Source organism: Halorussus rarus (assembly GCF_003369835.1).
GTDB lineage: Archaea > Halobacteriota > Halobacteria > Halobacteriales > Haladaptataceae > Halorussus > Halorussus rarus.
In genome coordinates this window covers 1,389,510-1,411,605 of the sequence record NZ_QPMJ01000002.1, presented here as the reverse complement: position 1 = coordinate 1,411,605, position 22,096 = coordinate 1,389,510, and the positions used below count along the sequence as shown (strand labels likewise).

The window sequence follows — 22,096 nt, the reverse complement described above, 5'->3', positions numbered from 1 at the left end:
CGCCGATTACTCGTCCTCGTCGTTCTGCTGGCCCTGCATCTGCTGCATCTGCTGCTGCATCTGTTGCTGCTGGAGCTGCTGGGCCTTCTGCTCCAGTTCGGCGCTCTCCGCCTCGACGTCGCTGACCTCGTCCTCGAGGTCGTCGATGCGCTCGTCGAGCGTGTCCTGCTTGTTCTCGAGCGTCTCGACCGCCGACTCCTCGTCGCGCTCGGCCGCGTAGCCGCCGCCGAGCTCCACGACGATCTCGTCGAGGCTCTGGACCTCCGCACGGACGTGCGCGCCGCCGCCGAGCGGCACCTGTACGGTCGAGCCGGTCTCGAGGGCGCCGATGGTCTCGATGGCCTCGCCGATGTCGTTCTTCTCCTCGCGGAGGCTCTCGATCTCTGTCTCCAGCTCCTGCTGCTGCTCCTCGAGTTCCTGGAGCTGCTGGGAGAGCTCCTGGAGTTCGGGGTTGCCGCCGCCGCCCATCATCGCCCCTCGACCTCCTCGACCTCGACCTGGGTGCGCTTCAGGCCGTGACGACCGCCGAAGTTGGCGTAGGCCCGCTCTTCGGCCACGTTCTCGTTGTCGGCCTCGACGCTCGTCTCGAACTCCTGCCAGCCGTCTCTGGCCTGGAACTTGCCGCGAACAGTAAACTCACTCATGGGGGAATCTGGGACGCGCGGAGGGAAGAATCTTCCTACTCGGGGACGGCCCGGCGAGCCCCGGGCTGGCGGTTCTCGGGGACTCCGGCGGGCTCGGCGCGATTGAAGACGAAATCAGGTTATAAATCAAAAAGTGCTATATGAAATGAGCCCGCCTGCCGAGAGAGAACGTCGACTGCCGACCCGACCACCTCGAACTCCCGTTCTACGGCTCGAACGCCCGGAGCGCCTCCAGTCGCGTGGCCGCGCTCCCGTCGGCCAGCGCGTCGCGGGCGCGGTCGACCCCCTCGCCGACCGAGTCGGCGCCGCCGCCGGCGTAGATGCGGAAGCCCGCGTTGAGCGCGACCGCGTCGGCGACCGGCCCGTCGCGCTCGCCCGACAGCACGTCCTCGGTGACCCGGACGGAGTCGGCCGGGAGGTCGTCGACCCGGAGGTCCTCGCGCTCGAACGCGACGCCGAGGGCCTCGGTCTCGACGGTGTCGTCCTCGATGTTGCCGCCCTCGGTCCCCGAGTCGGCCCGCCACTCCGCGGTCCGGGTCGACCCCGGCCGGACGTCGTCGTACCCCTCGATGCCCTGGGCCATCACGACGCGCTCGAACGGGAGTTCGCGGCTCTCGCGGACGGTGCCCGCGATGCGCTCGGCGTACGAGAGGTGGTAGAAGCTCCCGAAGTGGACGCGGGCGTCGGCGGGGTTCGCCAGCGTCTCGACCGTGTTGATCGAGGTCCGGACGCCGACCGACTCCCGGGCGGGCCGGCGTTCGTCGACCAGCGGATTGAACCGCGACTGGGCGTAGTAGCCGAAGCCGACCTCGTCGACCATCGCCGCGCTCTCGGCCGGTGCGAGGTCAGTGGGGACGCCCAGTTCGTCGAGCACGTCGCCGTAAGTCGTGCCGTACTTGGCGGGCAGCGCCGGTCCGCTGTGAGCGACCACGGGCGTCCCCGCGGCCGCGGCGACCAGCCCCGAGGCGACGCCGAGCACCGCGGTCTTCTGCTTGCCGTCGTAGTTACCGCCGCAGTCGACCGGGTCGGCGTCGGGCGCCGCGGATTCGACCGACAGGTCGCGCATCGCGTCGACGAACCCGGCCAGTTCCTCGGGGGTGCTCTCCTTCCAGCGGTTCGCCAGCAGGAACGCCCCGAGCGTCTCCGGGTCGGGGTCGCCGGCCAGCACGCGGGCGAACCCCTCGCGGGCCTGGTCGTAGCTCATGTCGTCGGCGGTCTTCGGGCCCGAGCCGATCACCTCGGTCAGGAGGCGTCGGAGCGGCCACTCGCCGTCGGTCGGGTCGTCGCCGCCAGACCCGCCGCCCGCGGCTCGCTCGCTGCTCACCGCTGGTTCACCTCGATCTCCTCCTCGACCGGGCCGAGACCGACCGCCGGTCCCGTCTCGCCCGCGGCGCCGCCGAGGCAGTTCGCGACCGTCTCGCGGACGTTCACCACCTCGCCGACCACGGTGACCGCCGGCGGTTCGATCTCGGCGGCCCGGGCGCGCTCGACGATGGTGTCGAGCGTCCCGGTCACGGTCCGTTCCGAGGGGAGCGTCGCGCGCTCGACCATCGCGACCGGCGTCTCCTCGGCCACGCCGCGCTCGTCGAGCGCCGCGACGTTGTCCGGGAGCCGGCCCACGCCCATCAGGACGACGAGCGTGCCGCCGGCCGAGACGATGTCGGCCAGCGCCTCCCAGTCGATGGCGCTGTCGGGCTTGGTCGGGTCCTCGTGGCCCGTGACCACCGCGAGTGCCGAGGCGTGGTCGCGGTGGGTCGCCGGGATGCCCCCGGCGCTCGGCCCCGCGATGGCGCTGGTGACGCCGGGGACGAACTCGAAGGGGACGCCGTGGCGCGCGAGGTGCTCGGCCTCCTCGCCGCCCCGGCCGAACAGTGTCGGGTCGCCCCCCTTGAGCCGGACGACGTCGCGGCCCGCGCGGGCCTCCCGGACGAGCATGTCGTTGATCTCGGCCTGGGGCGTCCGCTCGCCGCCGGGGCGCTTGCCCACGTTCTCGACGGTCGTGCACTCTGGAATCGATGCCACGAGGTCGTCGCCCACGAGGTTGTCGTGGAGGACGACGTCGGCCTCGTCGAGCAGGCGCCGGGCCTTGACGGTCAGCAGGTCGGGGTCGCCCGGCCCCGCGCCGACGAGGTACGCGGTTCCGGTGGTCGGGTTCTGGTTCGGATGGCTCATGGTCGTGATTCGGTCTCGGTCGGGTCGGTCGACTGCTGTGCGTCCGCCCGGGTCCGCCGGTAGCGGGCCCGGTAGACGTTCGCGGGGTCGGTCAGGTCGCCCCGCGAGACGGTCGGGTCTGGCTCGGTTGCGTCCGCCTCCCCGCTTGCCGTCGGTTCTCCTTCGTGCAGGTGGAACTCGCGGGCCGCCGCGACGAGGAACGAACACGGCTCCCGGCAGGGAATCGCGCCGCCGTCGCCGGTCGGCGAGTCGCGGGCGTCCGACGTCCCAGCCTCGGCGTCGTCCGCGTCCCACTCCCGGCGCTTCGCGCAGTTGCCGCAGCACGCCTCGACGGCGCCGGCCATCTCCGCGGGCGTGCAGTCGCCGACGCACTCGTAGATGCCGGTCTGGCGGTCGGCGACCGCCCGGAACGGGACGGTGTCGAGGTCGCCCGCGCGGTCGGCGGCCCAGTGCTCGACGCCGGCCGGGTAGACGGTCGCCGCGGCGCGAAGCAGCCCCTCGCGGTCGAGTCCCGAGAGGCCCCACCCGGTCGGCAGGCTCGCCTCGCCCGCGAACGGGCGGTACCGGCCGTCCTCGGCGAACCGGACCGTCTCGCGCAGGTCGCCGACCGACCGCGCGTCGAGGTCGACCGCCGGCGTCCCGCGGTCGTCGCGGTGGCGCAGGTCGTACCCCTCGCCGGTCGCGGTGACGGCGAGTTCGCCCCACACGCGCGTCTCGCCCTCGTCGTCGGAGGCGTCGCCGGCGCTCTGGACCCAGTCGAGGAACGCCGCGGCTGCGTCGGCCCGGACGGGTCGGTCGGTCTCGGCGGTCGCCTCGACGTCCGCGCCGGCCTCCGCGGCGCGCTCCAGCACCACGTCGACGACCAGCGGGTCGGTTCCGACCGCCGAGGCGTACCAGATGCGCCGGTCCTCGACGGTCGCCGGGACGGGGTAGCCCGACCGCGGGTCGTCGGTCAGGCCGAGCAGTTCGGGAATCTCGTCCTGCGTGTGGAAGCCGTCGGCGACGAACAGCGGGACGACCGCGATCTCGTCGGCGTCGAACTCCTCGCGGACGTCCTCGACGTAGGGGGCCTCGTCCATGAACAGCGCGTCGACCTCCGCGAAGTCGCTCCGCTCGCGCAGGGCCTCGACGTGCTGGTAGACGGCGTCGGCGCTGTTGGGGTTGCGCTCGGTGCCGTGGCCCACGACCGCCAGCGCGGCGTCCTCCGGCGCGACCGGTCCGGCGTCGTCGGCGGTCGCGTCGGCGGCCTCGCCCGCCAGCAGGCGCTCGGCGCGCTCTGCGATGACGTCGGTCATCGCGGGGTGGGTGCCGACCGGATCTGCGTACCTGAAGGTCGGGCCGTCTTCGCCGCGGTCGCGCTCGCCCAGCGCGAACTCCCGGGGGAGCACCTGCTCGACGAAGTAGCCCTCGCTAACGAACAGCGGGACGACGACGGCCTCGTCGGCGTCGACGGTGTGGCAGACCTCCCGGAAGGAGGGCGCCTCCTTCCAGAACGCCGGGCGGACCTCCGCGAACGCCCCGCGCTCGCGGGCGGCGTCGACCGCGACGCGGGTCGGCGTCGCCGAGTCGGGGTTGCGGTGCGAGCCGTGGCCCGCGATGATCAGCGCCTGGTCAGTCATCGGTGGTCTCGGTCGCGTCGGCGTCTTCGGTGTAATCGTCCGTCTCTTCGCGGTCATCACCCATGTTACTACCGCCCACACCTGCCTCTCGGTCTCCGTCGCCCCCGTCCTCCCGGGCCGCCTCGACCTTCGCGGCGTACTTCTCGAGGTCGGCGGCGAGCGCCCGGGCCTGGTCGGGCGAGAGGCTCGCCCGGTCGGCGTGGGCCGGGACCGCGTCGAGTCCGGTGTTGTCCAGTTCGAACTGGAGCTCGACCTCGTCGGGGTCGTTGCGAGGCGCGGTCACGTTCACGGTGGCGTACGCCGACTCCTCGAAGCCGTGGCCCTCGGCGCGGGCCTCCACGAGGTCGAGGGTCGTGTACGCGTTGACCTTCAGGATGCGGTCGGCCATGGTCAGTCGTCGCTCGTGATGGGGTCGCCGCGGGCGTCGGTCGGCGCCGGCGAGGCGTCCATGGCGTCGTCGTCGGCGTAGGGGTACCACGTCATCTTCGTGTTGTGCATGTAGGGGTCCTCGTAGTCGGTCTCCTCGGGGTCGGCCAGCGCCTGGACCTCGTCCTCGTCGCGGGCCTGGACGAACTCCCGGAAGCTCTCGTACTCGTCGCGCTCGGCCTCGTAGGTCTCGAGCAGGTTCCGGATGTAGCCCGGAATCTCGTCGGCGGGCACGCGCATCTCGACCCAGTCGGCGAACTCGGGGTTCTCGCCCAGGCCGCCGCCCAGGCCGACGTCGAACGCCTCGACCGGTTCGCCGTCCTTGCGGGCCTTCATCCCGCGGAGCGAGATGTCGGCGATCTGGGGCTGGGCGCACGAGGCCGTGCAGCCCGAGAGGTGGATGTGGAAGTCCTCGACGCCCTCGGGTACCTGGACGTTCTCCTTCAGCCAGCGGGCGTACCGGACCATCCGGTTCTTGGTCTCGACGATGGACAGCGAGCAGTACTCGGTTCCGGTGCAGGCGATGGACCCGCGCATGAACGGGTGCGGGTCGGGCGAGTGCTCGTCGAGCAGCGGTTCGGCGAGGAACTCGTCGAGGTCGTCCGGCGAGATGTCGCCGACGATGACGTTCTGGCGCTGGGTCAGCCCGATCATCTCCGAGCCGTAGTCGTCGGCGAGGTCGGCGAGCTCGACGACGTCAGCGGCGGCCATCCGGCCGACAAGCACCGACAGGCCGACGAAGTGGTCGCCGTCGTTCTGCTCGTGGACGCCGACGTAGTCGCCGGGCGAGTCGGTCCGGCCGGCGTTGTAGTCGTACTGCTCGCGCAGGTTCTCGCCGGCGGTCGGCAGCTCGTAGTCGACGTACTCCTCCTGCAGGACGTCCCGAACTTTCTCGGTGCCCCACTCGTCGACCAGAAACTTCATCCGGGCGCTGAAGCGGTCCTCGCGGTCGCCGTAGTCCCGGAACAGCCCCGAGAGGCCGGCGGCCACGTCCTCGACGTCGTCGGGCTCGCAGAACACGTCGATGCTCCGGGCGAACCGCGGCTCTTTGCGGGCGAGCCCGCCGCCGACCCGGACGTTGAAGCCCTTTATTTGCTCGCCATTTTCCTCCTTGACCGCCGGCTCGAACGCCATGTCGTTGATGTCGCCCTGGCCGGCGCCGCGGGTGTCGCCGGTGACCGCGACCTTCCACTTCCGGGGCAGGTTCTCGTAGAGGTCGTTGCCCTTGAACTCCTCGTGGAGGTCCCGGGCGATGGGCCACACGTCGAGGAGTTCGTCGGCGTCGCGGCCCGCCATCGGCGAGCCGACGATGTTGCGCCACGAGTCGCCGCAGGCCTGGATGGTAGAGAGACCGACAGATTCTAGCTTCTCGAAGATGTCGGGGACGTCCTCGACCTTGATCCAGTGGAGCTGGATCGACTGGCGGGTCGTGAAGTCGGCGTACGCCGCGCCGAACTCGGGGTTGTCGACCGGCCCGGTCGCGTGCTCCTGTGCGATCTCGCCGACGACCCGCAACTGCTCGGGAGTGAGCCGGCCCATCGGGACGCCGACCCGCATCATGAAGTAGCTCTCCTGGCCCTTCCGCTGGTGGTACAGCCCCCACCACTTGAACCGCTCGAACCACGCGTCGTGCTCGTCCTCGGGGATGGCGTCCCACCCCTCTTCGGCGAACCGTTCGAGGTGGTCCCGGATCTCCGTTCCGTAGACCTCGTCCTTCCAGCCTTCGACCTTACTCGGCATAGCCATTCCATCGCAGTCCACGGATAAAGCGGCGGTTGCCCCGTCAATGTTCCCCGCCGCTCCGACGAACCGGCGGGAATTGCGGGAACCTGGGACGGCGGGTCGGCCGCCCGTGGCGCCGGCGTTCTCCGAGTCGGTCGGCCTACTCCGGAGTCGCCAGCTTCGTCCGCCGCCGGGGGACGTGGACGCTCGACGGCACCACGCTCCGGAACTCCCCGGTGTCGCGGTCGACCCGACCCATCGTGAGCCAGTCGGTGACGCCGCTGGCGCCGCACGCGACGCACTGGCCCGCGACGCGGCCCTCGACGGCCGGCCAGTCGACCCCCACCTCAACGAATCCCTCGGTGAGCACGTCGGCCGGCTCGCAGTCGCAGAAGTCGTGGCGCGCCAGCAGCCACAGGTCGCTCACGGGCACCTCCCGCGAGTCGTTGACGCTGAGCCACGCCCCGTCGTCGAGCTGGTGTACTGACACGACCATACCGCTACGAGTACCGGTCCGGCGGTAAGGGTGTCGTCGCTCGCCACGCTTGCCGACTGTCGAGAGATTCGGTGACGGTCGCGATGCGGGCTGACGCCGTGCCTCCGGGCGGGTACGCCGGCCTGGCGGCCGTTCGGGAGCTCGCCCGGCGTCGCCGGTACCGGAGAGACTCGCCCCGGTGTCCGAGCATCGGTAGCGATTACGGGCGAGCGCGGCCTTATCTGCGTCGTCTGCGTACGATGCGTCGATGACCGCAGAGAAGCGTCGCGCCGACCCGTCCGCGACCGAGGACACGACCGAGGAGGACAGCGACGGCGACCGCAGTCACCTGACCGACGTCGAGGACGGCGCCGGCTGCACCGAGATCTGGGAGCACCTGAGCGAGCGACGAGAGAACGGCGACGGCGACTGAGCGACGGGCGCGGCTCGGCGATGAGTCGAGCCGAGAGCCACCGACCGTTTCGAGGAAGAGCGACGAACTCCTTTTTCGAGGCCGAGACTGACCGACGGAGAGAGCGAGACGTCCCGCGCTACTCGATGTACCCGAGCGCCTGGTCGATGCGGCCGAGCTCCGGCCCGGTCGTCTCCTGGCCCACGACGTAGCCGCGCCTGTTGGCGAGCAGCCCCGACCCGACCAGCGGCGCGCCGTAGTTGATGGTGCCGATGTCGGCGGGCACGCCCAGCACCTCCTCCAGCCGGTCGAGCTGGGCGTCGGTCGCCTTCGGGTGGCAGAGCACGCCCTCGTTCGTGGCGACCGCGGCGGTGCCGACCGTCCGGACGTCGGCGAGCTCGCCGCGCTCGACGTCCACCTCGAGCGCCTTCTCGACAGCCCGCATCGCGTCGCGCGAGAGGTCCGGGTGGACGTAGGCCCCGCTGTCGTTGGCGAGGACGACGTTGCCGGCGGCGTTTATCTTGCCCGGGAGTTCGGTCACGTCGGCCTCCGCGGCGTCGGCGATGCGCTCGCGCTCGCGGTCGGTGATGCGACTGCTGACCAGCAGACCGTTCTCGTTGCCGACCGCCAGCGCGCCGACGGTCGACGACCCGCCGACCGTGGTCGCGATGGCTTCGACGCCGAGTTCGTCGGCCACGTCGGCGACGACGTCGTCCTCCAGGTCCGGCCGGACCAGCAGGTACTCGTCGGTGGTGGTCGCGAAAACGCCGACGTAGGACGACCCGACGAAAGCGGCGCGGAGCAAAGCTCTACTCGGCGTGTTCCGCTTCGACGATGGTCTCGCCCTCTTCCTCGAATCGGGCGGCGCGGACGCGGAGCTTGCTCGGGGGCTTCTTGCGGCCCTGCGACCAGACGGCCTCGTTGATGGAGGGGTCCAGCCGGACCTCGTCGTCCTCGACCTTGAAGTGCTGGGCGAGGTGGTCGCGGACGAGCGACATCGCCTTGTCGGCGCGCTCGTGCTTCGCCGCGGCCTTGGCGTCGCGGAGCGGCACCGTGATGACGCGCTCCTCGAAGTCGTTGGCGCTCATTATTCGTCGGTGTCCTGCCGCCGCCAGTTACGACGCTTCGGGTTCTGCATCGTGTCCCGGTCGGTCTTCATGATGACCCACGCCGGGACGCGGCTGTTCTGTCGGTCGAGCTTCGAGAGGCGCTTCTTCTTGCCCTTCGATTTCTTGCTCATGGTACCACGTACTTCCCCACCGCGGCTTAAAATCTTGTTCCTTTGCGGGCGGCCGCCGGGTCAGGGTTCGACGGCCGACTCGCCCGCCGAGACCGCGGTCTCGAACGCCGGCGTTCCCCGGACGTCGGGGAGCGGTCGCGGCTCCGCGGGCGAGTCGACCGCGTCCGACGGGTCGGCGTCGCCTCCTTCGGACCGGTCCCGCAGCGCCAGCTGCCACCACCCGACGTCGCGCCACGCGCCCCGCTTGTACCCCACCGACTCGTAGACGCCGACCGGTTCGAAGCCCAGCGACTCGTGGAGCCCGACGCTGGCCGCGTTAGGGAGCGCGATGCCGGCGTAGGCGTTGTAGAACCTCTGTAGCCGCAGCACCTCGAACAGCGACTCGTAGAGCCCGCGGCCGACCCCCTGCCGGCGGTGGCGCTCGGCGACGTACACCGACACGTCGACCGACCAGCGGTAGGCCTCGCGCTTGCGGTGCCGGCCGGCGTAGGCGTAGCCGGCGATCTCGGACTCGCTATCCGCGGTCTCGCTCTCGGACCCGCTATCTTCTATCTCGCAGACCAGCCACGGGTACTCGGCGAGCGTGTCCGCGACCCGGTCGGCCACCTCCGCCTCGCTCGGCGGGTCGGCCTCGAAGGAGACGACCGTGTGCTCGACTATCGGCGCGTAGACGGCTCGAATCCCGGCCGCGTCGGCTTCGCGGGCGAGTCGAATCTTCATGTCTCCGTCCCGACCTCACTCCAGCGGGAACGACTCGACCGTCGAGTACTCGGGACCCTCGTCGGTCAGCACGCTCTCGGTGAGCCGGAGCTCCTCGACCCCGGTCGTCCCCACGGTCGGGTCCAGCTCCTCGACGTTCTCCTGGACCAGCTCCTTGCCGCCGGCGTGTTCCATCCGGGCGATGGTGACGTGGGGCGTGAACTCGTGGTCCTCCGGGTCGAACCCCAGCCGCGTCACCTCGCGCTCGACGGCCTCGTGGAGCGCGGTCAGCTCGTCGCCGCCGTCGCTCACGCCGAGCCAGACCACCTGGATGTAGCCGATGTCGGGGAACACGCCCAGCCCCTCGTAGGTCGCCTCGAAGGGGTCGACACCGGCCTCCTCGACCGCGCGCCGGAGGGCGTTCTTCACCCGCGGGAGCTCGCCCCGGTTGACCTCGTCGAGGAACTTGACGGTGACGTGGGCCTGTGCGGGGTCGACGAAGCTCAGCCCCGAGGCGCCCGCGAACTGCTCCTGGAGGTCCGCGACGTCGTCGGCGAGCTCGTCGGGCAGGTCGACGCTCACGAAGAGTCTCATTCGTCTCGGCGTTCGTCGGACGCGGGCTTGAAGGTGCGGGGTCCGAACGAGCCGCGAGTGCCGGCGGAGGTCGCCGGAACGCGACCGTCCCGGTGCGACTGCCGACGAGGGCAGATCGCACCGACTACACCGTGTCGTCGGGATCGTGCTCGTCGGCCATCCGCGCGGCCTCGGTCGCGTACCGCTCCCGGACGTCGGCCTCGCCGACCGCTTCGAGGTCGTCGGACGAGACGTCCCTGGCGGCGGTCACGCTGTCCGTGTCCACTGCCTGGGCCGCGAGCTCCCGCCGGAAGATCCGGTCTCCCTCCGGCGTCGCGTACTTGAGAACGATGAGGTCGCGGTTGTTGTACCCGCGCTCGACGAGCCAGACCCGAACGTCGTCCGTTTCCGTCGACACGGCCCGACGAACGGGTCGGGCGAGTATAGTCGTTCGGGACGATGCCCGGGCGCAGACCGCGGATCCGTCGCTCGTCGCGCTGGGGTCGCCGTCTGGTCAGGTCTCCGCGGCCGCGCCGTTCTTGATATCGGTCTTCTGCTTGCACTCGTAGCAGCCGTGGACTTCGCCGTCGCGGCCGGCGAACACGCGCTGGAACTCCTGCGTGATGAACGCGCCGCAGTTCTGACACTCAGGCATCAGTCTGTCTCCGGGACCGGGACAGTTGACCTTTGGGGCTGGCCCGCCGCGCACCCGCGGAAACCGACTCGTCATCGGCGCCGGAATCTCCATGGCGCAGTCCTTAACACCGCTGAACGCCAAACCGGTTCACATGAGCGACCCCGAGGACCACGACTTCTCCGAGGACGAGCGGTTCGACGACCCCTACGAGGGGTTCGACCTCGACCCGCCCGAACTGGACGTCGACCCCGACAAGGTCGACCCGGTCGACTCCCGCGTCGTCGCCGACCTGCTCGACGACGAGACCGTCGCCAACGACGACGTCGACGTCGAGGAGCTCGTCGACGTGGGGCTGAACTACATGCGCATCAACCGGTTCGAGCAGGCCGCCGACACCTTCGAGCGCGCGGCCCAGTTCGCCCCCGACGGCAGCAAGCTCGAACAGGAGGCCTGGACCAACAAGGGCGCGGCCCACGCCGAACTCGACGAGTGGGACGCCGCCATCGGCGCGTACCGCGAGGCCATCAACATCGACGAGGACAGCGAGCACGCCGCGACCGCCGAGACGAACCTGGCCTACGCGCTCTGGGAGTCGGGCCGGAGCGAACAGGCCCTCGAACACGCCGAGCGAGCGGTCGAGATCGACGAGCGGTTCGCCGAGGCGTGGTTCAACCGCGGGTTCTTCCTGCTGGAGCGCGGGCTGGCCGAGGACGCGCTCAACAGCCTGGAGAACGCCATCCGGCTGGGCCACCGCAACTCCCAGGTGCTCGACGAGAAGGCCCGCGCGCTCGAGGAACTGGGCCAGTACGACGAGGCAGAGGAGATCGCCGAGGAGGCCGAGGAGCTCCGCGAGCAGGCCGAGCAGGAGCTCATCGACCAGGAGCAGGAGCAGCGCCAGCAGCGATGATACTCAAGGAGCGCGAGACCGACGAGGGGCTGCTGGTCGCGGTCTGCGACGAGGACGTGCTGGGCGAGACGTTCGAGAACGGCGACGTCTCGCTGACCGTCACCGAGGAGTTCTACGGCGGCGAGTCGGTCGACGAGCAGGCGGTCGCCGACAGCCTCGCCCGCGCGTCGGTCGCCAACATCGTGGGGGCCGAGGCGGTCGACCTCGCGGTCAGCGAGGGGTTCGTCGACGAGGCCAACGTCCTCGACGTCGGGTCGACCCGCCACGCCCAGTTCCTCCGGATGTGACCCCGTTCTTCGGATAGAAGCCCGACCGGTCCCGGCGAATCGAGGTTCAGTCCGCGCCTTCTCCGCCGTCTCCGCTCCCCTCGCCCAGCGCCGGGAGGTTGACGACCATCAGCGACAGCACCGAGATGCCGGCCAGCCCCGCGCCCACCGAGGCCAACCCCGTGTCGAACGCCACCGCCGCCACCGCGTGGAACGCGCCGACGAACGCGAGGCCCACGAGGAGCAGGCTCGCGCCGAGTCGTCGTTTCGAGACCATACCGTGGCCAGGGGGTCGAACGTCTTAACCTCGTTCCCGGGAGCCTCGCCGGCTCTCTTCGTCGGCCGACGAAACCGGTTTCAGTTACGGAATGTCGGTCGGACCGAAGGAATGTTCTTGCTCGAACTCCTACCCGCGACCAATGGGACTACAAGAATCCGAGGCGCTCGACGTCGAGCGCATCCGGGAGGACTTCCCCGTTCTCCAGCGGGAGTTCGACGGCCAGCAAGTCGTCTACCTCGACAACGCCGCGACGACCCAGACCCCTAAACGGGTCGTCGAGGCCATCACCGAGTACTACTACGAGTACAACGCCAACGTCCACCGGGGCATCCACCAGCTGAGCCAGGAGGCCTCCATCGCCTACGAGGAGGCCCACGACACGCTCGCGGACTTCGTCGGCGCCGACGGCCGCGAGGAGATGGTGTTCACCAAGAACACCACCGAGGCCGAGAACCTCGTCGCCTACTCGTGGGGGCTGAACGAGCTCGGGCCGGGCGACGAGGTCGTCCTCACCGAGATGGAGCACCACGCCTCGCTGGTCACCTGGCAGCAGACCGCCAAGAAGACCGGCGCGGACGTGAAGTACATCCCCATCACCGACGAGGGCCACCTCGACATGGCGGCCGCGAAGGAGCTCATCACCGACGACACGAAGCTGGTGAGCGCGGTCCACGTCTCGAACTCGCTGGGTACCGTCAACCCGCTCGCGGAACTCGCGGACATCGCCCACGACCACGACGCGCTGATCTTCGGCGACGGCGCCCAGGCCGTGCCGAACCGCCCGGTCGACGTGAAGGACCTCGACGTCGACTTCTACGCGTTCTCGGGCCACAAGATGGCTGGGCCGACCGGCATCGGCGGCCTCTACGGCAAGGAGGAGATCCTCGAGGAGATGGAGCCGTACCTCTACGGCGGCGACATGATCCGGAAGGTCACCTACGAGGAGTCGACCTGGAACGACCTGCCGTGGAAGTTCGAGGCCGGCACGCCCTCCATCGCCCAGGGCATCGCGTTCGCCGAGGCGGCCGAGTACACCGACGAGATCGGCCTCGACAACATCCGGCGCCACGAGGAGCACCTCACCGAGTACGCCCTCGACCGGCTGGCCGAGTTCGACGACGTCGAGATCTACGGCCCGACCGACCCGACCGAGCGCGGCGGCCTGGTCGGCTTCAACCTCGACGGCGTCCACGCCCACGACCTCGCCTCCATCCTGAACGACCACGCGGTCGCCATCCGGGCGGGCGACCACTGCACCCAGCCGCTCCACGACAAACTCGGCGTCGCGGCGTCGGCCCGCGCGTCGTTCTACCTCTACAACACGACCGACGAAATCGACGCCCTGATGGAGGGGCTGGAAGACGCCCGCGAACTGTTCGCGTAGATTCGCTCCGTTTCCTTTTTGCTCTCCTGCTCTGTCGCTTCGTCCATGAGAGACGAGGTCCGCAAGCGCGCCGAGACTTACTTCGACGAAGTCTCGTCGAACGCAGAGAGACGAGGCTCGTCAGAGCGAAGCTCTGACGGCGTATCGCCGGCCCACGACTGGCATCACGTCGAGCGCGTGGCCAGCCTGGCCGAGACGCTCGCCGCCGAGTACGACGTCGACGAGGACGTGCTGTTCGCGGCGGTGTGGCTCCACGACGTCGGCCGGCCGAAGGAGGACCGCGGCGAGATCGACGACCACGCCGAGTGGGGCGCCGAGGAAGCCGACGACATCCTCGCGGACCTCGGCGCCGGCGCCGAGACCATCGACGCCGTGCAGCACTGCATCCGGGCCCACCGCTTCTCGAACGACGTCGAACCCGGAACTCGCGAGGCCGAACTCCTCTGCGACGCCGACAACCTCGACGCGCTCGGCGCGGTCGGGGTCGCCCGCTGCTTCTCCTACGGCGGCGAGCACGGGAGCCCGCTGCACGACCCCGACCTGCCGCCCGAGGCCGACGACACCGCTGCCGGCGCGACCCAGTTCAACCACCTCCACAAGAAACTGCTCGCGCTCCCCGACCGGATGTACACCGAGGCGGGCCGCCGACTCGCCGAGGAGCGCGCCGCCTACGTCGCCGAGTTCGCCGAGCGGTTCGAGCGCGAGGTCGCCGGCGACGCCTGACCGGACGGGGGCCGTCACTCGGCTCTTCCGTCGTCGCTCAGGACTGCTTCCGGAGTAGCCGGGCGAGCGCCAGCCCGCCGCCGACGAGGGCCGTGCCGACGCCGAAGCCGGGCGTCCCGACGCCGGTCGACTCGGTTGTGGTGTCGGTCCGGTCGCCGGTCGTCGTCTCCGCAGTGGTGGTCGTGGCTGTCGTCTCTGTCGCTTCGGTCGCGGTCGTCGTCGCCGGGGCCCCGGTCGTCTCCGACGGGCGAACGGGGGCCGGCTCGGTTCGGGCGGGTCGGGGGTCCTCCCCGGACGGCTCCGGGAAGGTGAACAGCTTCGCCGACTCGGCCGGCTTGCGCTTCTCCTTCCGGCTCAGCTGTTCGCGCTTCGTCGGGTCGAACCGGCTCGACGCGACGAACCCGCCGTCGGCCGGCTGGGCGGTCCAGAAGGTGGTCCTGTCCGGCTTCGCCCACGCGTCGAGGAGCGTCGGCTCGGCCGGCGCGCTCACGTCGTACACCCTGACGCCGCCGCCGTACCACGAGGTGTACAGCCGGTCCCCGCGGAAGGCGAAGTTGTGCGACGTCCGGTTGAGGTACTCGGAGCGGTCCTCGAAGGTCGGCGGCGCGAGCCGGACGAGTCGCTCGGGCGACGAGCGGTCCGCGACGTCCCAGAGGGTGATGCCGCCCGGGCCGCCGGTGCGGTCGGTGTCGCCGTTGTCCCACGCCTCCCGGCCCACCGCGAGCAGCGACCCGTCCTCGTTGGGCGCGACGTAGTGGCTGTTGCCCGGGAGTTCGAGGGCCTCGATGACCGACCTCTCGCCGGCGTCGTGGATCGCCGCCGGCTTCCGACCGCCGAGGTGGAGCTCCGGCGTCGGGTTCGCGGGGTCGCTCACGTCGAGCAGCCACGTCCCCGCGTCCCAGTAGGCGACGTAGGCCGTGCCGTCCTGCACGTACACGTCGTGACAGGAGCGGACGACGCTCTCGACGTCGCGCCAGGCCTCGTTCTCGTCGACGACCGACCACCGGGCTACCTCCTCCGGTCGGTCGCCCGCGAGGTCGACGACGACCAGCGGTTCGGCGTCGAGGCCGGTCCCGGTGAGGTAGGCGGTGTCGCCGTCGAGGAAGGCGTTGTGGATGCCGTGGTCGGTCTCGAAGAACGCGACCTGCTTCGGGTCCGCGGGGTCGCTCACGTCGTACAGCAGGAATCCGCCGAGTTCCTCGTTGTACAGGCCCGTCCGGGGGCCGGCGACGAGCAGGCGGTCGCCCGAGACCGACACGTCGTAGATCTCGCGCAGGGGACCGAACTCCCGGTCGGCGAGCAGGCCGCGGCGCTCGGCCACCACTTCCGGGTTCGCGAAGTCGCTCGCGTCCACGACGCCGAACCCGTCGTGGGCCGCGACGTAGACGGTCGTCCCGTCGTCGCCGACCACCGCTTCGAGCGCCCCGGTCAGCGAGACGCTGGACGGCGACATCGAACTGCCGGTGCGGTCGTCGCCGCGGGCGGACGCGACGGTCGGGGCGAGGGCGCACGCGCCGACGGCGCCGACGCTCCGGAGGTAACTGCGTCGTCGCATCGGTTCACCGACCTCGGGCCGGTCGGGTCGCGGTCGTGGAGGGTGGTACGGCCGTGGTCGCGGAGGACGGCGCAGTCGCGGGGAAACGAGGCGTCATCTCCTCCGAGGGTGAGCGAGCGAACATGATAAAACTCCTGCATTCCCGGCCCGCGACGAGTCGGGAAATCGGGCGACGAGTGCCGGGGTCTGGGACCGAACCGGCCGCTTTTTGGCAGTTGCGTCACACGCTCCCGACATGGTAAATTGGACACTCGCGGCCGTGATGTCGGCGCACGTGCTGATGGCCGTCCTCTGGACCGGCGGCTACCTCGTGACCGGGATGGTCGTCCTGCCGGCGGCCCGGCGCAACGACGCGCCCGAGTTCGCGCTGGACGTGCTCGACTCGCTGAAGTGGTTCGCGTTCGGCGGCATCGTCATCATGGGCGCGTCGGGCGGCGCGGCGCTGTGGTATCTGTACAACAACAACCTCCCCGAGGGCGGACGCGGGGCGGCCCTCATCGCCATGATGACCCTCTACGGCGTCTTCGCGCTGACGAGCGTCTGGGCGTGGTACGAGACGAAGACCGCCCGCGAGGACGGCGTCCGGGAACTGCCGACCCGGCTCAAGATGGCGTTCCGGACGAACTCGCTGGTCGCGACCCTGCTCGTGGTCGACGCCGCGCTCATCGGCTACGCGGTCTGAACCGGCCGAATCCGCCTGCGCAATCCTTTTAGGGCGGACTCGCCTACCCTGCAGTAACAATGGGCATGGGCTCGGACATGTATCGCCAGCAGATCCTCGACCACTACAAGAACCCCCGCAACTACGGGGAACTGGAGGAGCCGACCTTCTCCCACGCTGGCGAGAACCCGATGTGCGGCGACGAGATCACGATCGACGTCCAGCTGGACGAGGACGACGAGACCATCGAGCGCGTCGCCTTCCGCGGCGACGGCTGCGCTATCAGCCAGGCGAGCGCGAGCATGCTGACCGGCGAGCTCCGGGGGATGAGCGTCGCGGAGATGCGGGGGCTCGACCGCGACGACGTCATCGACATGCTCGGGGTCGACATCAGCCCGATGCGGGTCAAGTGCGCGGTGCTCGCCGAGAAGGTCGTCCAGGACGGCGCGGACATCTACGAGGGCGAGAAGGAACTGGACAAGACGACGACCGAAGACGACGACGAGTAGACTGATTTTTCGTTTCTGTAGCGACGCGCCTATCCGAGGTCGTAGTACGCCGAGAACACCTCGATGGTCTCCTTGAACAGCGCGAGTATGATGGGGCCGACGAAGATGCCGATGGCGCCGAGGAAGTAGGCCGCGCCGAACACGCCGAGCAGGATGACCCCCGAGTGGAGCGACGACTCCTTGTCGATGACCAGCGCCCGGAGGTAGTCGTCGGTGACCGCGACCACCGTCATCCCGTAGACCACCAGCAGCCCGGCCGCGAGCAGCCGACCGTTCGCCACGAGGAATATCGTCGCACCGCCGAGCACCGGCGCGACGCCGACGATGGGGACCATCGCGAGGAACATCATCACCACGGTCCAGAACCACGCGTCGGGCACGCCGAGTGCGACGAGGCCGAGCCCCGAGACGAACCCCTGCAGGGCGGCGACGAGGACGTGACCCTTCAGCACCGCCCACGTCGCCTCTTCGGCCTCGGCGTAGAGGTCGTCCTGGACCGTCGGAGGGAGCGGCGTGATGCCCCTGACCCACCGGACCAGGGTGTCGCCGTCCTTGAGCAGGTAGTACAAAAGGAACAGCAGTAGGAGAATCCCCAGCGTGAAGTGGACGCCGGCGCTCGCCAGTCCCGAACTCCACCCGGCGAACGCGGACGTGAGGCTCCCGAGGAGCTGTTCCAGGCGCGGCCCGAACTGGACGCCGAAGGTGCGCTCGACGACCAGGACGACCGACCGGTAGGTCGGCAGGTCGCTCAGGCTGGTCGGGAGCTCGCCGAGGTCCGACAGCGCGACCTGCAGGAACAGTCCGACCGGGCCGAGAAACAGCACGACGGTCAGCGCGACGAGCCCGAGCGCCGAGAGCCGCGAGCCGACCTCCGGCGCGAGCCGGCGCTGGGCCGGGGTGAGGACGAACGCCAGCAGCATGGCTCCGAGGACGTAGTCGAGGAAGGGCCTGACGACCAGCACCGACAGCACCGCAAGCACCCCGACCAGGATGGCCGCGAACGCGGTCCGCGCCTTCATACCTCCGACTAGAGACTATCCCGGCGTAAAGGGCAAGCGGCCGAGACGCGGCGCCGCTCCCCGGCGCGTCACGCACTCACACGGCGGCTCCGGCGACGTATCGCCGCGGGCGCTCGTGGCAAATTCCCGACGGTCCCGACGCCGACGCCGCTTTCCCCGTCCGCCGACGCCTCCGTCCCGACCGCGGGGCTCGCGAGCACTCGGGTCGGACGACGGAAGTCGAACAGAGATAGGAGTCGAACGGGGTGACCGAAAGCGAGACCGCAGGTACAGAGGGAGAGCGTGTACGAGTCGCTTACTCGGGCTTCAGGCCGGCGTCCTCGACGCGCATGACGGCCTCGCCGTCGGCGAGGTTCGGCGCGTCGACGAGCCGGACGATGCGCTTGTCGCCCTTCGACTTCCGGAGATAGATGCGGAACGTCGACTTGTGGCCCAGGATGTTGCCGCCGATGGGCTGGGTCGGGTCGCCGAAGAACGAGTCGGGGTTCGACGCGACCTGGTTCGTGACGACGACCGCGGTGTTGTGGAGGTTGCCGACCTTGTCGAGGTCGTGGAGGTGCTTGTTGAGCTTCTGCTGGCGCTCGGCGAGCTCGCCCCGGCCGACGTACTCCGCGCGGAAGTGGGCGGTCAGCGAGTCGACGCAGAGCAGGCGGACGGGGTACTCGTCGTCCTGGGTCTCGTTGGCGAGCTCCTGGGCCTTCTCGGCCAGCAGCATCTGGTGGTTGGAGTTGAACGCCTTGGCGACGTGGATCTTGTCGAGGAAGTCCTCGATGAGGGCGTCCATCGCCTCGTCGTCGTCCGGCGTCCCCTCGATCTCGCGCTCGTCCATCGCGGCCTGGATGGCCTCATCCGGGAGCCCCCGGACCATGTCGTCGATGCGCTCGGGACGGAACGTGTCCTCGGAGTCGACGAACATGGCGCTGCCGCCGAGCCCGCCGTGTTCGCGGGGGAGCTGGACGTTGACCGCGAGCTGGTGGGTGACCTGGGACTTGCCGGCGCCGAACTCGCCGTACACCTCGGTGATCGACTGGGTCTCGACCCCGCCCCCGAGCAGGTCGTCGACCTCGTCGATCTTCCACTTGAGCTTCCCGATCTTCTCGCGGCGCTCCAGCACGGCCGCGCCGGTCTCGAACCCGCCCACGTCGGCGGCCTCGCGGGCGGCCTGGACGATGTCGGAGGCGGTCGAGTCGCCCACGTCCGCGGTGTTCGAGAGCTCGCTCGGGGCCGCGACCGCGAGGCCCTCGTAGGAGTCGAATCCTGCGTCTCGGAGCTTCTCTGCCGTCGCCGGGCCGACGCCCGGCAGTTCTTCGAGGTCTGCGTCTGCTGCCATCGTAAGCCTGGCTTGTGCCGCCCATCATATAAACCCACGTTAACCCCGTGGTGGAAGTGAAAATGCGGGAAGGAAACGGGTTGACGAGGGACATCTGGCGGGATTTAAAGTGGGAAGATTCGGGGCGGTCGGACCGCCCTCGGAGGGTGGTATCCGGCTCGCGTCGTCCGACGGTTCGGGGCTCCGCCCGGGTCACTCGAGGTCGGCGCTCTCGAACCACCGGTAGCCCGCGACGACCGGTATCGTCCCCCAGACGAGCAGCACGACCGCCGAGAACCAGTCCGCGAGGTAGAACGGGACCTCGCCGGCGAGCCGGTTGGCGAGGTCCAGTCGCTCGGGCGCGGCCGCGACGGTCATCGGCACGTCTTCCAGGGGCAGATTCGGGACCTCGCTCACCCGCCGATCGAGCGCGGCGCCGGCGAGGACGCGGTACGCCTCCAGGGGATTGAGTCGCTTCAGGAGGAAGTACCACGGCTCGGCGCGCAGACCGGGCAGCGACCCGGTGACCGCGTAGTAGAGCCCGACGGCGGCCGGCTTCCAGAAGAACACCATTCCGACGAACGACCCGATGGTGAGCGTCCTCGCCCGGCCCCGGGTCGGCGCCGCGGCGGACCCGCCGACGGCCAGCCCGGTGAACGTCAGACCGACCAGCGCGCCGGCGGCGACGAACCCGGCGAACGCCGCGGGGTCGGGCGCCCCGTACAGCGCCACGACGAGGACGCTCGCCGCGGCGAATCCCACCGCCAGCGCCGTTCCGGTGACGAGCCCTCGCCCGACGAGCTTGCCGGCGACGACGTCGAACCTGGAGAACGGGTAGCTCAGCAGCACCCGCAGGCTGCCCGAACGGCGCTCGCCGACCACGGACACGTAGCCGGCGACCAGCGCGATGCCCGGCACGAACAGCTGGGCCAGCATCGCCACGCCCGCCAGTGCCGTGGCGGCGTCGACGGTCACCGAGTCGGGAAAGAGCTGTTCGGCCGAGAGCAGCGCCATCGTCAGGAAGGCGACGAAGACCGCGATGAGCCCCCAGAGCAGCTTCGAGCGCGCGGCGTCCTCGAAGTCCTTGCGGGCCACGTCCGCCCACGTCGCCGTCACGCCGACACCCCCTCGACCGCGACGGCGTCTCGACCGTCCGCTTCCGGCGCGTCGTCCGTCGTGTACGCCGTGAACACGTCCTCCAGCGAGGGCTCCTCGGAGTCGACGTCGAGGACGTCCACGCCGGCGTTCGCGAGGCGCGCGACGACCCGCGCCTTCGCTCGGGAGTCCGAGCACTCGACCCGGAGGATGCCGCCGGCCGACTCCGTCGACTCGACGCCCGCCACGTCGGTCACGTCGACGTCGACCCCGCCGCTCACGCGGAGGTGCAGTTCCGAGCCCGCACCCACAGTCCGACGCAGCCCCTCGACGGTGTCGACGGCCACCAGTTCGCCGTCGTGGAGGATGCCGACGCGATCGCAGACCGCCTCGACCTGCCCGAGGACGTGGCTGGAGAAGAACACCGTCGTCCCGGCCGCGGCCTCCTCCCGGACGAGTTCGCGCATCCGGCGGACGCCGTGCGGGTCGAGCCCCGCGGCGGGTTCGTCGAGCACGAGGAGGTCGGGGTCGCCGACCAGCGCCATCCCGAGCGCGAGCCGCCGGGCCATCCCCTTCGAGTAGTCGCCGACCGGTCGACCGGCGTCGTCGGCGTCCAGCCCGACCCGGTCCAGCACCGCGTCGGGGTCGTCGGCGGCGTCTTTCCACTCGGTCGCGAACTCGAGGTGGCGGCGTCCCGACAGCCGGTCGTAGAGGCCGAACCCCTCCGGGAGGACGCCGACGCGCTCCCGGAGCGCCTCCGACTCCGCCTGCGCGTCCATCCCCAGGACCGTCGCGCTCCCCGCGGTGGGGCGGACGTAGTCCAGCAGCACGTCGATGGTCGTGGACTTGCCGGCGCCGTTCGGGCCGAGGAAGCCGAACACCTCGCCCTCCGGGACCCGCAGGTCGAGGCCGTCGACGGCCACGACGTCTCCGTCGAAGCGCTTCGTGAGGTCGTCGGTTTCGATAGCGGTCATCGCCGTGGCCGTACCGCGGCGCGGACCAAGGCCCGTTCTCCGAACATGCTGGGACGATTTATACGTCGGCGACCGGCGGAATTGTCGTCTCGACCGGCTCCGCGTCGGACCTACATCCTTTTTGGGCGCTCGGAGCGTGATACGGGATGCCATGCGCGAAGCCCGCGTGACGATACGCGACCCGGAGTTCGACGCGATGGGTATCGCGGGGCTCGTGTCGCTGTGTCGGGAGGCGGGGCTCCGGGGCGTCGAGGAACTCGCGTGTCGGGGGACCGGCGCCGTGGTCCAGGTCGAGGTGGCGACGCCGCTCGACGAGGCGCGACTCTCGTCGCTCGACTGCGTCGACCGGTGGGAGCGCGTCGCCGACCTCGCTGACGCCCACCTCTACGTCGTCGCGTTCACCGCACCGCGACTCCCCGAGCGCCTCGCGGACGCGACCGCCGACCTGGTCGGCACCTGCGATCCGGCGGTCGACGAGCGCGGCGCCACCCTGTCGCTGGTGGGACCGCAGGAGGCCATCGCCGACGCCGTCGACGGGTACGAGACCGCCGGCGTGTCGCCGGGCCTCGAACGGCTCGGCGCGTACGAGGGCGGCGACCGGCCGCTGGACGCGCTGACCGACCGCCAGACCGAGACGCTCCGGACCGCCTACGACATGGGGTACTACGAGGTGCCCCGCGAGGCGACGACCGAGGAGGTCGCGGCCGCCGTCGGCGTCGACTCGTCGACGGTCGCCGAGCACCTGCAGCGCGCCGAGCGGAATCTGCTGGGTCACCACCTCTGACGCCGGTGAAC

The 22,096-nt window shown here is 70.3% G+C and carries 28 protein-coding genes and 1 pseudogene; 8 read left to right on the top strand and 21 right to left on the bottom strand.

Annotation, left to right across the window (positions count from 1 at the left end; genetic code table 11):
• Positions 1 to 6 precede the first annotated feature (6 nt).
• From pfdA to DVR07_RS15335, 8 genes and pseudogenes are all read right to left on the bottom strand, one after another.
• Entirely contained in the window at positions 7 to 468 is a 462-nt protein-coding gene (gene pfdA, locus DVR07_RS15370; protein ID WP_115798145.1) for a prefoldin subunit alpha, read from the bottom strand.
• Positions 468 to 644 (bottom strand): 50S ribosomal protein L18Ae, encoded by a 177-nt coding sequence (gene rpl18a, locus DVR07_RS15365; RefSeq protein WP_115798144.1) that lies wholly within the window; start codon positions 642 to 644, stop codon positions 468 to 470. Before rpl18a ends, pfdA begins: the two co-directional genes overlap by 1 nt.
• 205 nt (positions 645 to 849) lie before the next feature.
• Complete coding sequence (locus DVR07_RS15360; RefSeq protein ID WP_240318890.1) at positions 850 to 1,968, bottom strand: anthranilate phosphoribosyltransferase; 1,119 nt, start codon at positions 1,966 to 1,968, stop codon at positions 850 to 852.
• The gene (cobA, locus tag DVR07_RS15355) at positions 1,965 to 2,816 is read right to left on the bottom strand and encodes a uroporphyrinogen-III C-methyltransferase (RefSeq protein WP_115798143.1); all 852 of its coding nucleotides are present in this window, start codon (positions 2,814 to 2,816) and stop codon (positions 1,965 to 1,967) included. Before cobA ends, DVR07_RS15360 begins: the two co-directional genes overlap by 4 nt.
• A complete protein-coding gene (locus DVR07_RS22710; protein ID WP_115798142.1) occupies positions 2,813 to 4,435 on the bottom strand; it encodes a CbiX/SirB N-terminal domain-containing protein in 1,623 nt (540 codons plus the stop codon). The genes cobA and DVR07_RS22710 overlap by 4 nt, the downstream gene beginning before the upstream one ends.
• Before the next feature lie 106 nt (positions 4,436 to 4,541).
• A pseudogene (locus tag DVR07_RS15345) lies at positions 4,542 to 4,823 on the bottom strand (DUF6360 family protein); the annotation flags it as partial.
• Between the two features lie 2 nt (positions 4,824 to 4,825).
• Entirely contained in the window at positions 4,826 to 6,601 is a 1,776-nt protein-coding gene (locus tag DVR07_RS15340; protein WP_115798141.1) for a nitrite/sulfite reductase, read from the bottom strand.
• A 142-nt stretch (positions 6,602 to 6,743) separates the two neighbouring features.
• Positions 6,744 to 7,079 (bottom strand): hypothetical protein, encoded by a 336-nt coding sequence (locus tag DVR07_RS15335; RefSeq protein ID WP_115798140.1) that lies wholly within the window; start codon positions 7,077 to 7,079, stop codon positions 6,744 to 6,746.
• Positions 7,080 to 7,326: 247 nt separating this feature from the next.
• On the opposite strand from DVR07_RS15335, the gene DVR07_RS22185 reads away from it, so the two are divergent.
• The gene (locus tag DVR07_RS22185) at positions 7,327 to 7,491 is read left to right on the top strand and encodes a hypothetical protein (RefSeq protein WP_165881767.1); all 165 of its coding nucleotides are present in this window, start codon (positions 7,327 to 7,329) and stop codon (positions 7,489 to 7,491) included.
• Positions 7,492 to 7,609: 118 nt separating this feature from the next.
• Here the strand turns inward: DVR07_RS22185 and DVR07_RS15330 are convergent, their stop codons facing one another.
• The 7 genes from DVR07_RS15330 to DVR07_RS22180 all read right to left on the bottom strand — a co-directional run bounded on the left by DVR07_RS15330 (position 7,610) and on the right by DVR07_RS22180 (position 10,637).
• Positions 7,610 to 8,275 carry a translation initiation factor IF-6 gene (locus DVR07_RS15330; RefSeq protein WP_115798139.1) on the bottom strand — a complete coding sequence of 222 codons (666 nt, stop codon included), beginning with the start codon at positions 8,273 to 8,275 and terminating at the stop codon, positions 7,610 to 7,612.
• A gap of 4 nt (positions 8,276 to 8,279) precedes the next feature.
• Entirely contained in the window at positions 8,280 to 8,558 is a 279-nt protein-coding gene (locus DVR07_RS15325) for a 50S ribosomal protein L31e (protein ID WP_115798138.1), read from the bottom strand.
• Positions 8,558 to 8,710, bottom strand: a complete 153-nt coding sequence (locus tag DVR07_RS15320) for a 50S ribosomal protein L39e (protein ID WP_115798137.1) — start codon at positions 8,708 to 8,710, stop codon at positions 8,558 to 8,560. Before DVR07_RS15320 ends, DVR07_RS15325 begins: the two co-directional genes overlap by 1 nt.
• 60 nt (positions 8,711 to 8,770) lie before the next feature.
• Positions 8,771 to 9,430, bottom strand: coding sequence for an arsinothricin resistance N-acetyltransferase ArsN1 family B (locus DVR07_RS15315; RefSeq protein WP_115798136.1), 660 nt, complete (start codon positions 9,428 to 9,430; stop codon positions 8,771 to 8,773).
• 15 nt (positions 9,431 to 9,445) lie between these two features.
• Positions 9,446 to 10,003: an RNA 2',3'-cyclic phosphodiesterase gene (gene thpR, locus DVR07_RS15310; protein ID WP_115798135.1), complete on the bottom strand. Its 558-nt coding sequence runs from the start codon at positions 10,001 to 10,003 to the stop codon at positions 9,446 to 9,448.
• Positions 10,004 to 10,127: 124 nt separating this feature from the next.
• The gene (locus DVR07_RS15305) at positions 10,128 to 10,400 is read right to left on the bottom strand and encodes a hypothetical protein (RefSeq protein WP_115798134.1); all 273 of its coding nucleotides are present in this window, start codon (positions 10,398 to 10,400) and stop codon (positions 10,128 to 10,130) included.
• A gap of 96 nt (positions 10,401 to 10,496) precedes the next feature.
• Positions 10,497 to 10,637 carry a DUF7563 family protein gene (locus DVR07_RS22180; RefSeq protein WP_165881766.1) on the bottom strand — a complete coding sequence of 47 codons (141 nt, stop codon included), beginning with the start codon at positions 10,635 to 10,637 and terminating at the stop codon, positions 10,497 to 10,499.
• A gap of 133 nt (positions 10,638 to 10,770) precedes the next feature.
• On the opposite strand from DVR07_RS22180, the gene DVR07_RS15300 reads away from it, so the two are divergent.
• Both DVR07_RS15300 and DVR07_RS15295 read left to right on the top strand, forming a co-directional pair.
• Complete coding sequence (locus DVR07_RS15300) at positions 10,771 to 11,526, top strand: tetratricopeptide repeat protein (RefSeq protein ID WP_115798133.1); 756 nt, start codon at positions 10,771 to 10,773, stop codon at positions 11,524 to 11,526.
• The gene (locus DVR07_RS15295; protein WP_115798132.1) at positions 11,523 to 11,813 is read left to right on the top strand and encodes a DUF424 domain-containing protein; all 291 of its coding nucleotides are present in this window, start codon (positions 11,523 to 11,525) and stop codon (positions 11,811 to 11,813) included. Before DVR07_RS15300 ends, DVR07_RS15295 begins: the two co-directional genes overlap by 4 nt.
• A gap of 46 nt (positions 11,814 to 11,859) precedes the next feature.
• Here DVR07_RS15295 and DVR07_RS15290 read toward each other — a convergent pair whose 3' ends face one another.
• A complete protein-coding gene (locus tag DVR07_RS15290; RefSeq protein ID WP_115798131.1) occupies positions 11,860 to 12,069 on the bottom strand; it encodes a hypothetical protein in 210 nt (69 codons plus the stop codon).
• Positions 12,070 to 12,211: 142 nt separating this feature from the next.
• Here DVR07_RS15290 and DVR07_RS15285 point away from each other — a divergent pair, with 142 nt between their 5' ends.
• Both DVR07_RS15285 and DVR07_RS15280 read left to right on the top strand, forming a co-directional pair.
• Positions 12,212 to 13,456 (top strand): aminotransferase class V-fold PLP-dependent enzyme, encoded by a 1,245-nt coding sequence (locus tag DVR07_RS15285; RefSeq protein WP_115798130.1) that lies wholly within the window; start codon positions 12,212 to 12,214, stop codon positions 13,454 to 13,456.
• A 45-nt stretch (positions 13,457 to 13,501) separates the two neighbouring features.
• The gene (locus DVR07_RS15280) at positions 13,502 to 14,179 is read left to right on the top strand and encodes an HD domain-containing protein (protein WP_115798129.1); all 678 of its coding nucleotides are present in this window, start codon (positions 13,502 to 13,504) and stop codon (positions 14,177 to 14,179) included.
• A gap of 37 nt (positions 14,180 to 14,216) precedes the next feature.
• On the opposite strand, the gene DVR07_RS15275 is transcribed toward DVR07_RS15280, so the two are convergent.
• Positions 14,217 to 15,734, bottom strand: a complete 1,518-nt coding sequence (locus DVR07_RS15275; protein WP_115798128.1) for an LVIVD repeat-containing protein — start codon at positions 15,732 to 15,734, stop codon at positions 14,217 to 14,219.
• 235 nt (positions 15,735 to 15,969) lie between these two features.
• Between DVR07_RS15275 and DVR07_RS15270 the strand changes: the two genes are divergently transcribed.
• The gene (locus DVR07_RS15270; RefSeq protein ID WP_115798127.1) at positions 15,970 to 16,416 is read left to right on the top strand and encodes a hypothetical protein; all 447 of its coding nucleotides are present in this window, start codon (positions 15,970 to 15,972) and stop codon (positions 16,414 to 16,416) included.
• A gap of 59 nt (positions 16,417 to 16,475) precedes the next feature.
• On the top strand, positions 16,476 to 16,904 hold the full coding sequence (gene sufU, locus DVR07_RS15265; RefSeq protein ID WP_115798126.1) for a Fe-S cluster assembly sulfur transfer protein SufU: 429 nt from the start codon (positions 16,476 to 16,478) through the stop codon (positions 16,902 to 16,904).
• A 29-nt stretch (positions 16,905 to 16,933) separates the two neighbouring features.
• Here sufU and DVR07_RS15260 read toward each other — a convergent pair whose 3' ends face one another.
• The 4 genes from DVR07_RS15260 to DVR07_RS15245 all read right to left on the bottom strand — a co-directional run bounded on the left by DVR07_RS15260 (position 16,934) and on the right by DVR07_RS15245 (position 21,301).
• The gene (locus tag DVR07_RS15260) at positions 16,934 to 17,923 is read right to left on the bottom strand and encodes an AI-2E family transporter (RefSeq protein ID WP_115798125.1); all 990 of its coding nucleotides are present in this window, start codon (positions 17,921 to 17,923) and stop codon (positions 16,934 to 16,936) included.
• Positions 17,924 to 18,218: 295 nt separating this feature from the next.
• Positions 18,219 to 19,253, bottom strand: a complete 1,035-nt coding sequence (radA, locus tag DVR07_RS15255; protein ID WP_115798124.1) for a DNA repair and recombination protein RadA — start codon at positions 19,251 to 19,253, stop codon at positions 18,219 to 18,221.
• Between the two features lie 192 nt (positions 19,254 to 19,445).
• The gene (locus tag DVR07_RS15250; protein ID WP_115798123.1) at positions 19,446 to 20,348 is read right to left on the bottom strand and encodes an ABC transporter permease subunit; all 903 of its coding nucleotides are present in this window, start codon (positions 20,346 to 20,348) and stop codon (positions 19,446 to 19,448) included.
• A complete protein-coding gene (locus DVR07_RS15245) occupies positions 20,345 to 21,301 on the bottom strand; it encodes an ABC transporter ATP-binding protein (RefSeq protein ID WP_115798122.1) in 957 nt (318 codons plus the stop codon). The genes DVR07_RS15250 and DVR07_RS15245 overlap by 4 nt, the downstream gene beginning before the upstream one ends.
• A 151-nt stretch (positions 21,302 to 21,452) precedes the next feature.
• Here DVR07_RS15245 and DVR07_RS15240 point away from each other — a divergent pair, with 151 nt between their 5' ends.
• On the top strand, positions 21,453 to 22,085 hold the full coding sequence (locus DVR07_RS15240) for a helix-turn-helix domain-containing protein (RefSeq protein ID WP_115798121.1): 633 nt from the start codon (positions 21,453 to 21,455) through the stop codon (positions 22,083 to 22,085).
• Positions 22,086 to 22,096 lie beyond the last annotated feature (11 nt).

Coding starts and splice junctions, on each gene's coding strand:
- pfdA (WP_115798145.1), bottom strand. CDS start 468: ATGGGCGGCGGCGGCAACCCCGAACTCCAGGAGCTCTCCCAGCAGCTC.
- rpl18a (WP_115798144.1), bottom strand. CDS start 644: ATGAGTGAGTTTACTGTTCGCGGCAAGTTCCAGGCCAGAGACGGCTGG.
- cobA (WP_115798143.1), bottom strand. CDS start 2,816: ATGAGCCATCCGAACCAGAACCCGACCACCGGAACCGCGTACCTCGTC.
- DVR07_RS22710 (WP_115798142.1), bottom strand. CDS start 4,435: ATGACTGACCAGGCGCTGATCATCGCGGGCCACGGCTCGCACCGCAAC.
- DVR07_RS15340 (WP_115798141.1), bottom strand. CDS start 6,601: ATGCCGAGTAAGGTCGAAGGCTGGAAGGACGAGGTCTACGGAACGGAG.
- DVR07_RS15335 (WP_115798140.1), bottom strand. CDS start 7,079: ATGGTCGTGTCAGTACACCAGCTCGACGACGGGGCGTGGCTCAGCGTC.
- DVR07_RS22185 (WP_165881767.1), top strand. CDS start 7,327: ATGACCGCAGAGAAGCGTCGCGCCGACCCGTCCGCGACCGAGGACACG.
- DVR07_RS15325 (WP_115798138.1), bottom strand. CDS start 8,558: ATGAGCGCCAACGACTTCGAGGAGCGCGTCATCACGGTGCCGCTCCGC.
- DVR07_RS15320 (WP_115798137.1), bottom strand. CDS start 8,710: ATGAGCAAGAAATCGAAGGGCAAGAAGAAGCGCCTCTCGAAGCTCGAC.
- DVR07_RS15315 (WP_115798136.1), bottom strand. CDS start 9,430: ATGAAGATTCGACTCGCCCGCGAAGCCGACGCGGCCGGGATTCGAGCC.
- thpR (WP_115798135.1), bottom strand. CDS start 10,003: ATGAGACTCTTCGTGAGCGTCGACCTGCCCGACGAGCTCGCCGACGAC.
- DVR07_RS22180 (WP_165881766.1), bottom strand. CDS start 10,637: ATGCCTGAGTGTCAGAACTGCGGCGCGTTCATCACGCAGGAGTTCCAG.
- DVR07_RS15300 (WP_115798133.1), top strand. CDS start 10,771: ATGAGCGACCCCGAGGACCACGACTTCTCCGAGGACGAGCGGTTCGAC.
- DVR07_RS15295 (WP_115798132.1), top strand. CDS start 11,523: ATGATACTCAAGGAGCGCGAGACCGACGAGGGGCTGCTGGTCGCGGTC.
- DVR07_RS15290 (WP_115798131.1), bottom strand. CDS start 12,069: ATGGTCTCGAAACGACGACTCGGCGCGAGCCTGCTCCTCGTGGGCCTC.
- DVR07_RS15285 (WP_115798130.1), top strand. CDS start 12,212: ATGGGACTACAAGAATCCGAGGCGCTCGACGTCGAGCGCATCCGGGAG.
- DVR07_RS15280 (WP_115798129.1), top strand. CDS start 13,502: ATGAGAGACGAGGTCCGCAAGCGCGCCGAGACTTACTTCGACGAAGTC.
- DVR07_RS15275 (WP_115798128.1), bottom strand. CDS start 15,734: ATGCGACGACGCAGTTACCTCCGGAGCGTCGGCGCCGTCGGCGCGTGC.
- DVR07_RS15270 (WP_115798127.1), top strand. CDS start 15,970: ATGGTAAATTGGACACTCGCGGCCGTGATGTCGGCGCACGTGCTGATG.
- sufU (WP_115798126.1), top strand. CDS start 16,476: ATGGGCATGGGCTCGGACATGTATCGCCAGCAGATCCTCGACCACTAC.
- DVR07_RS15260 (WP_115798125.1), bottom strand. CDS start 17,923: ATGAAGGCGCGGACCGCGTTCGCGGCCATCCTGGTCGGGGTGCTTGCG.
- radA (WP_115798124.1), bottom strand. CDS start 19,253: ATGGCAGCAGACGCAGACCTCGAAGAACTGCCGGGCGTCGGCCCGGCG.
- DVR07_RS15245 (WP_115798122.1), bottom strand. CDS start 21,301: ATGACCGCTATCGAAACCGACGACCTCACGAAGCGCTTCGACGGAGAC.
- DVR07_RS15240 (WP_115798121.1), top strand. CDS start 21,453: ATGCGCGAAGCCCGCGTGACGATACGCGACCCGGAGTTCGACGCGATG.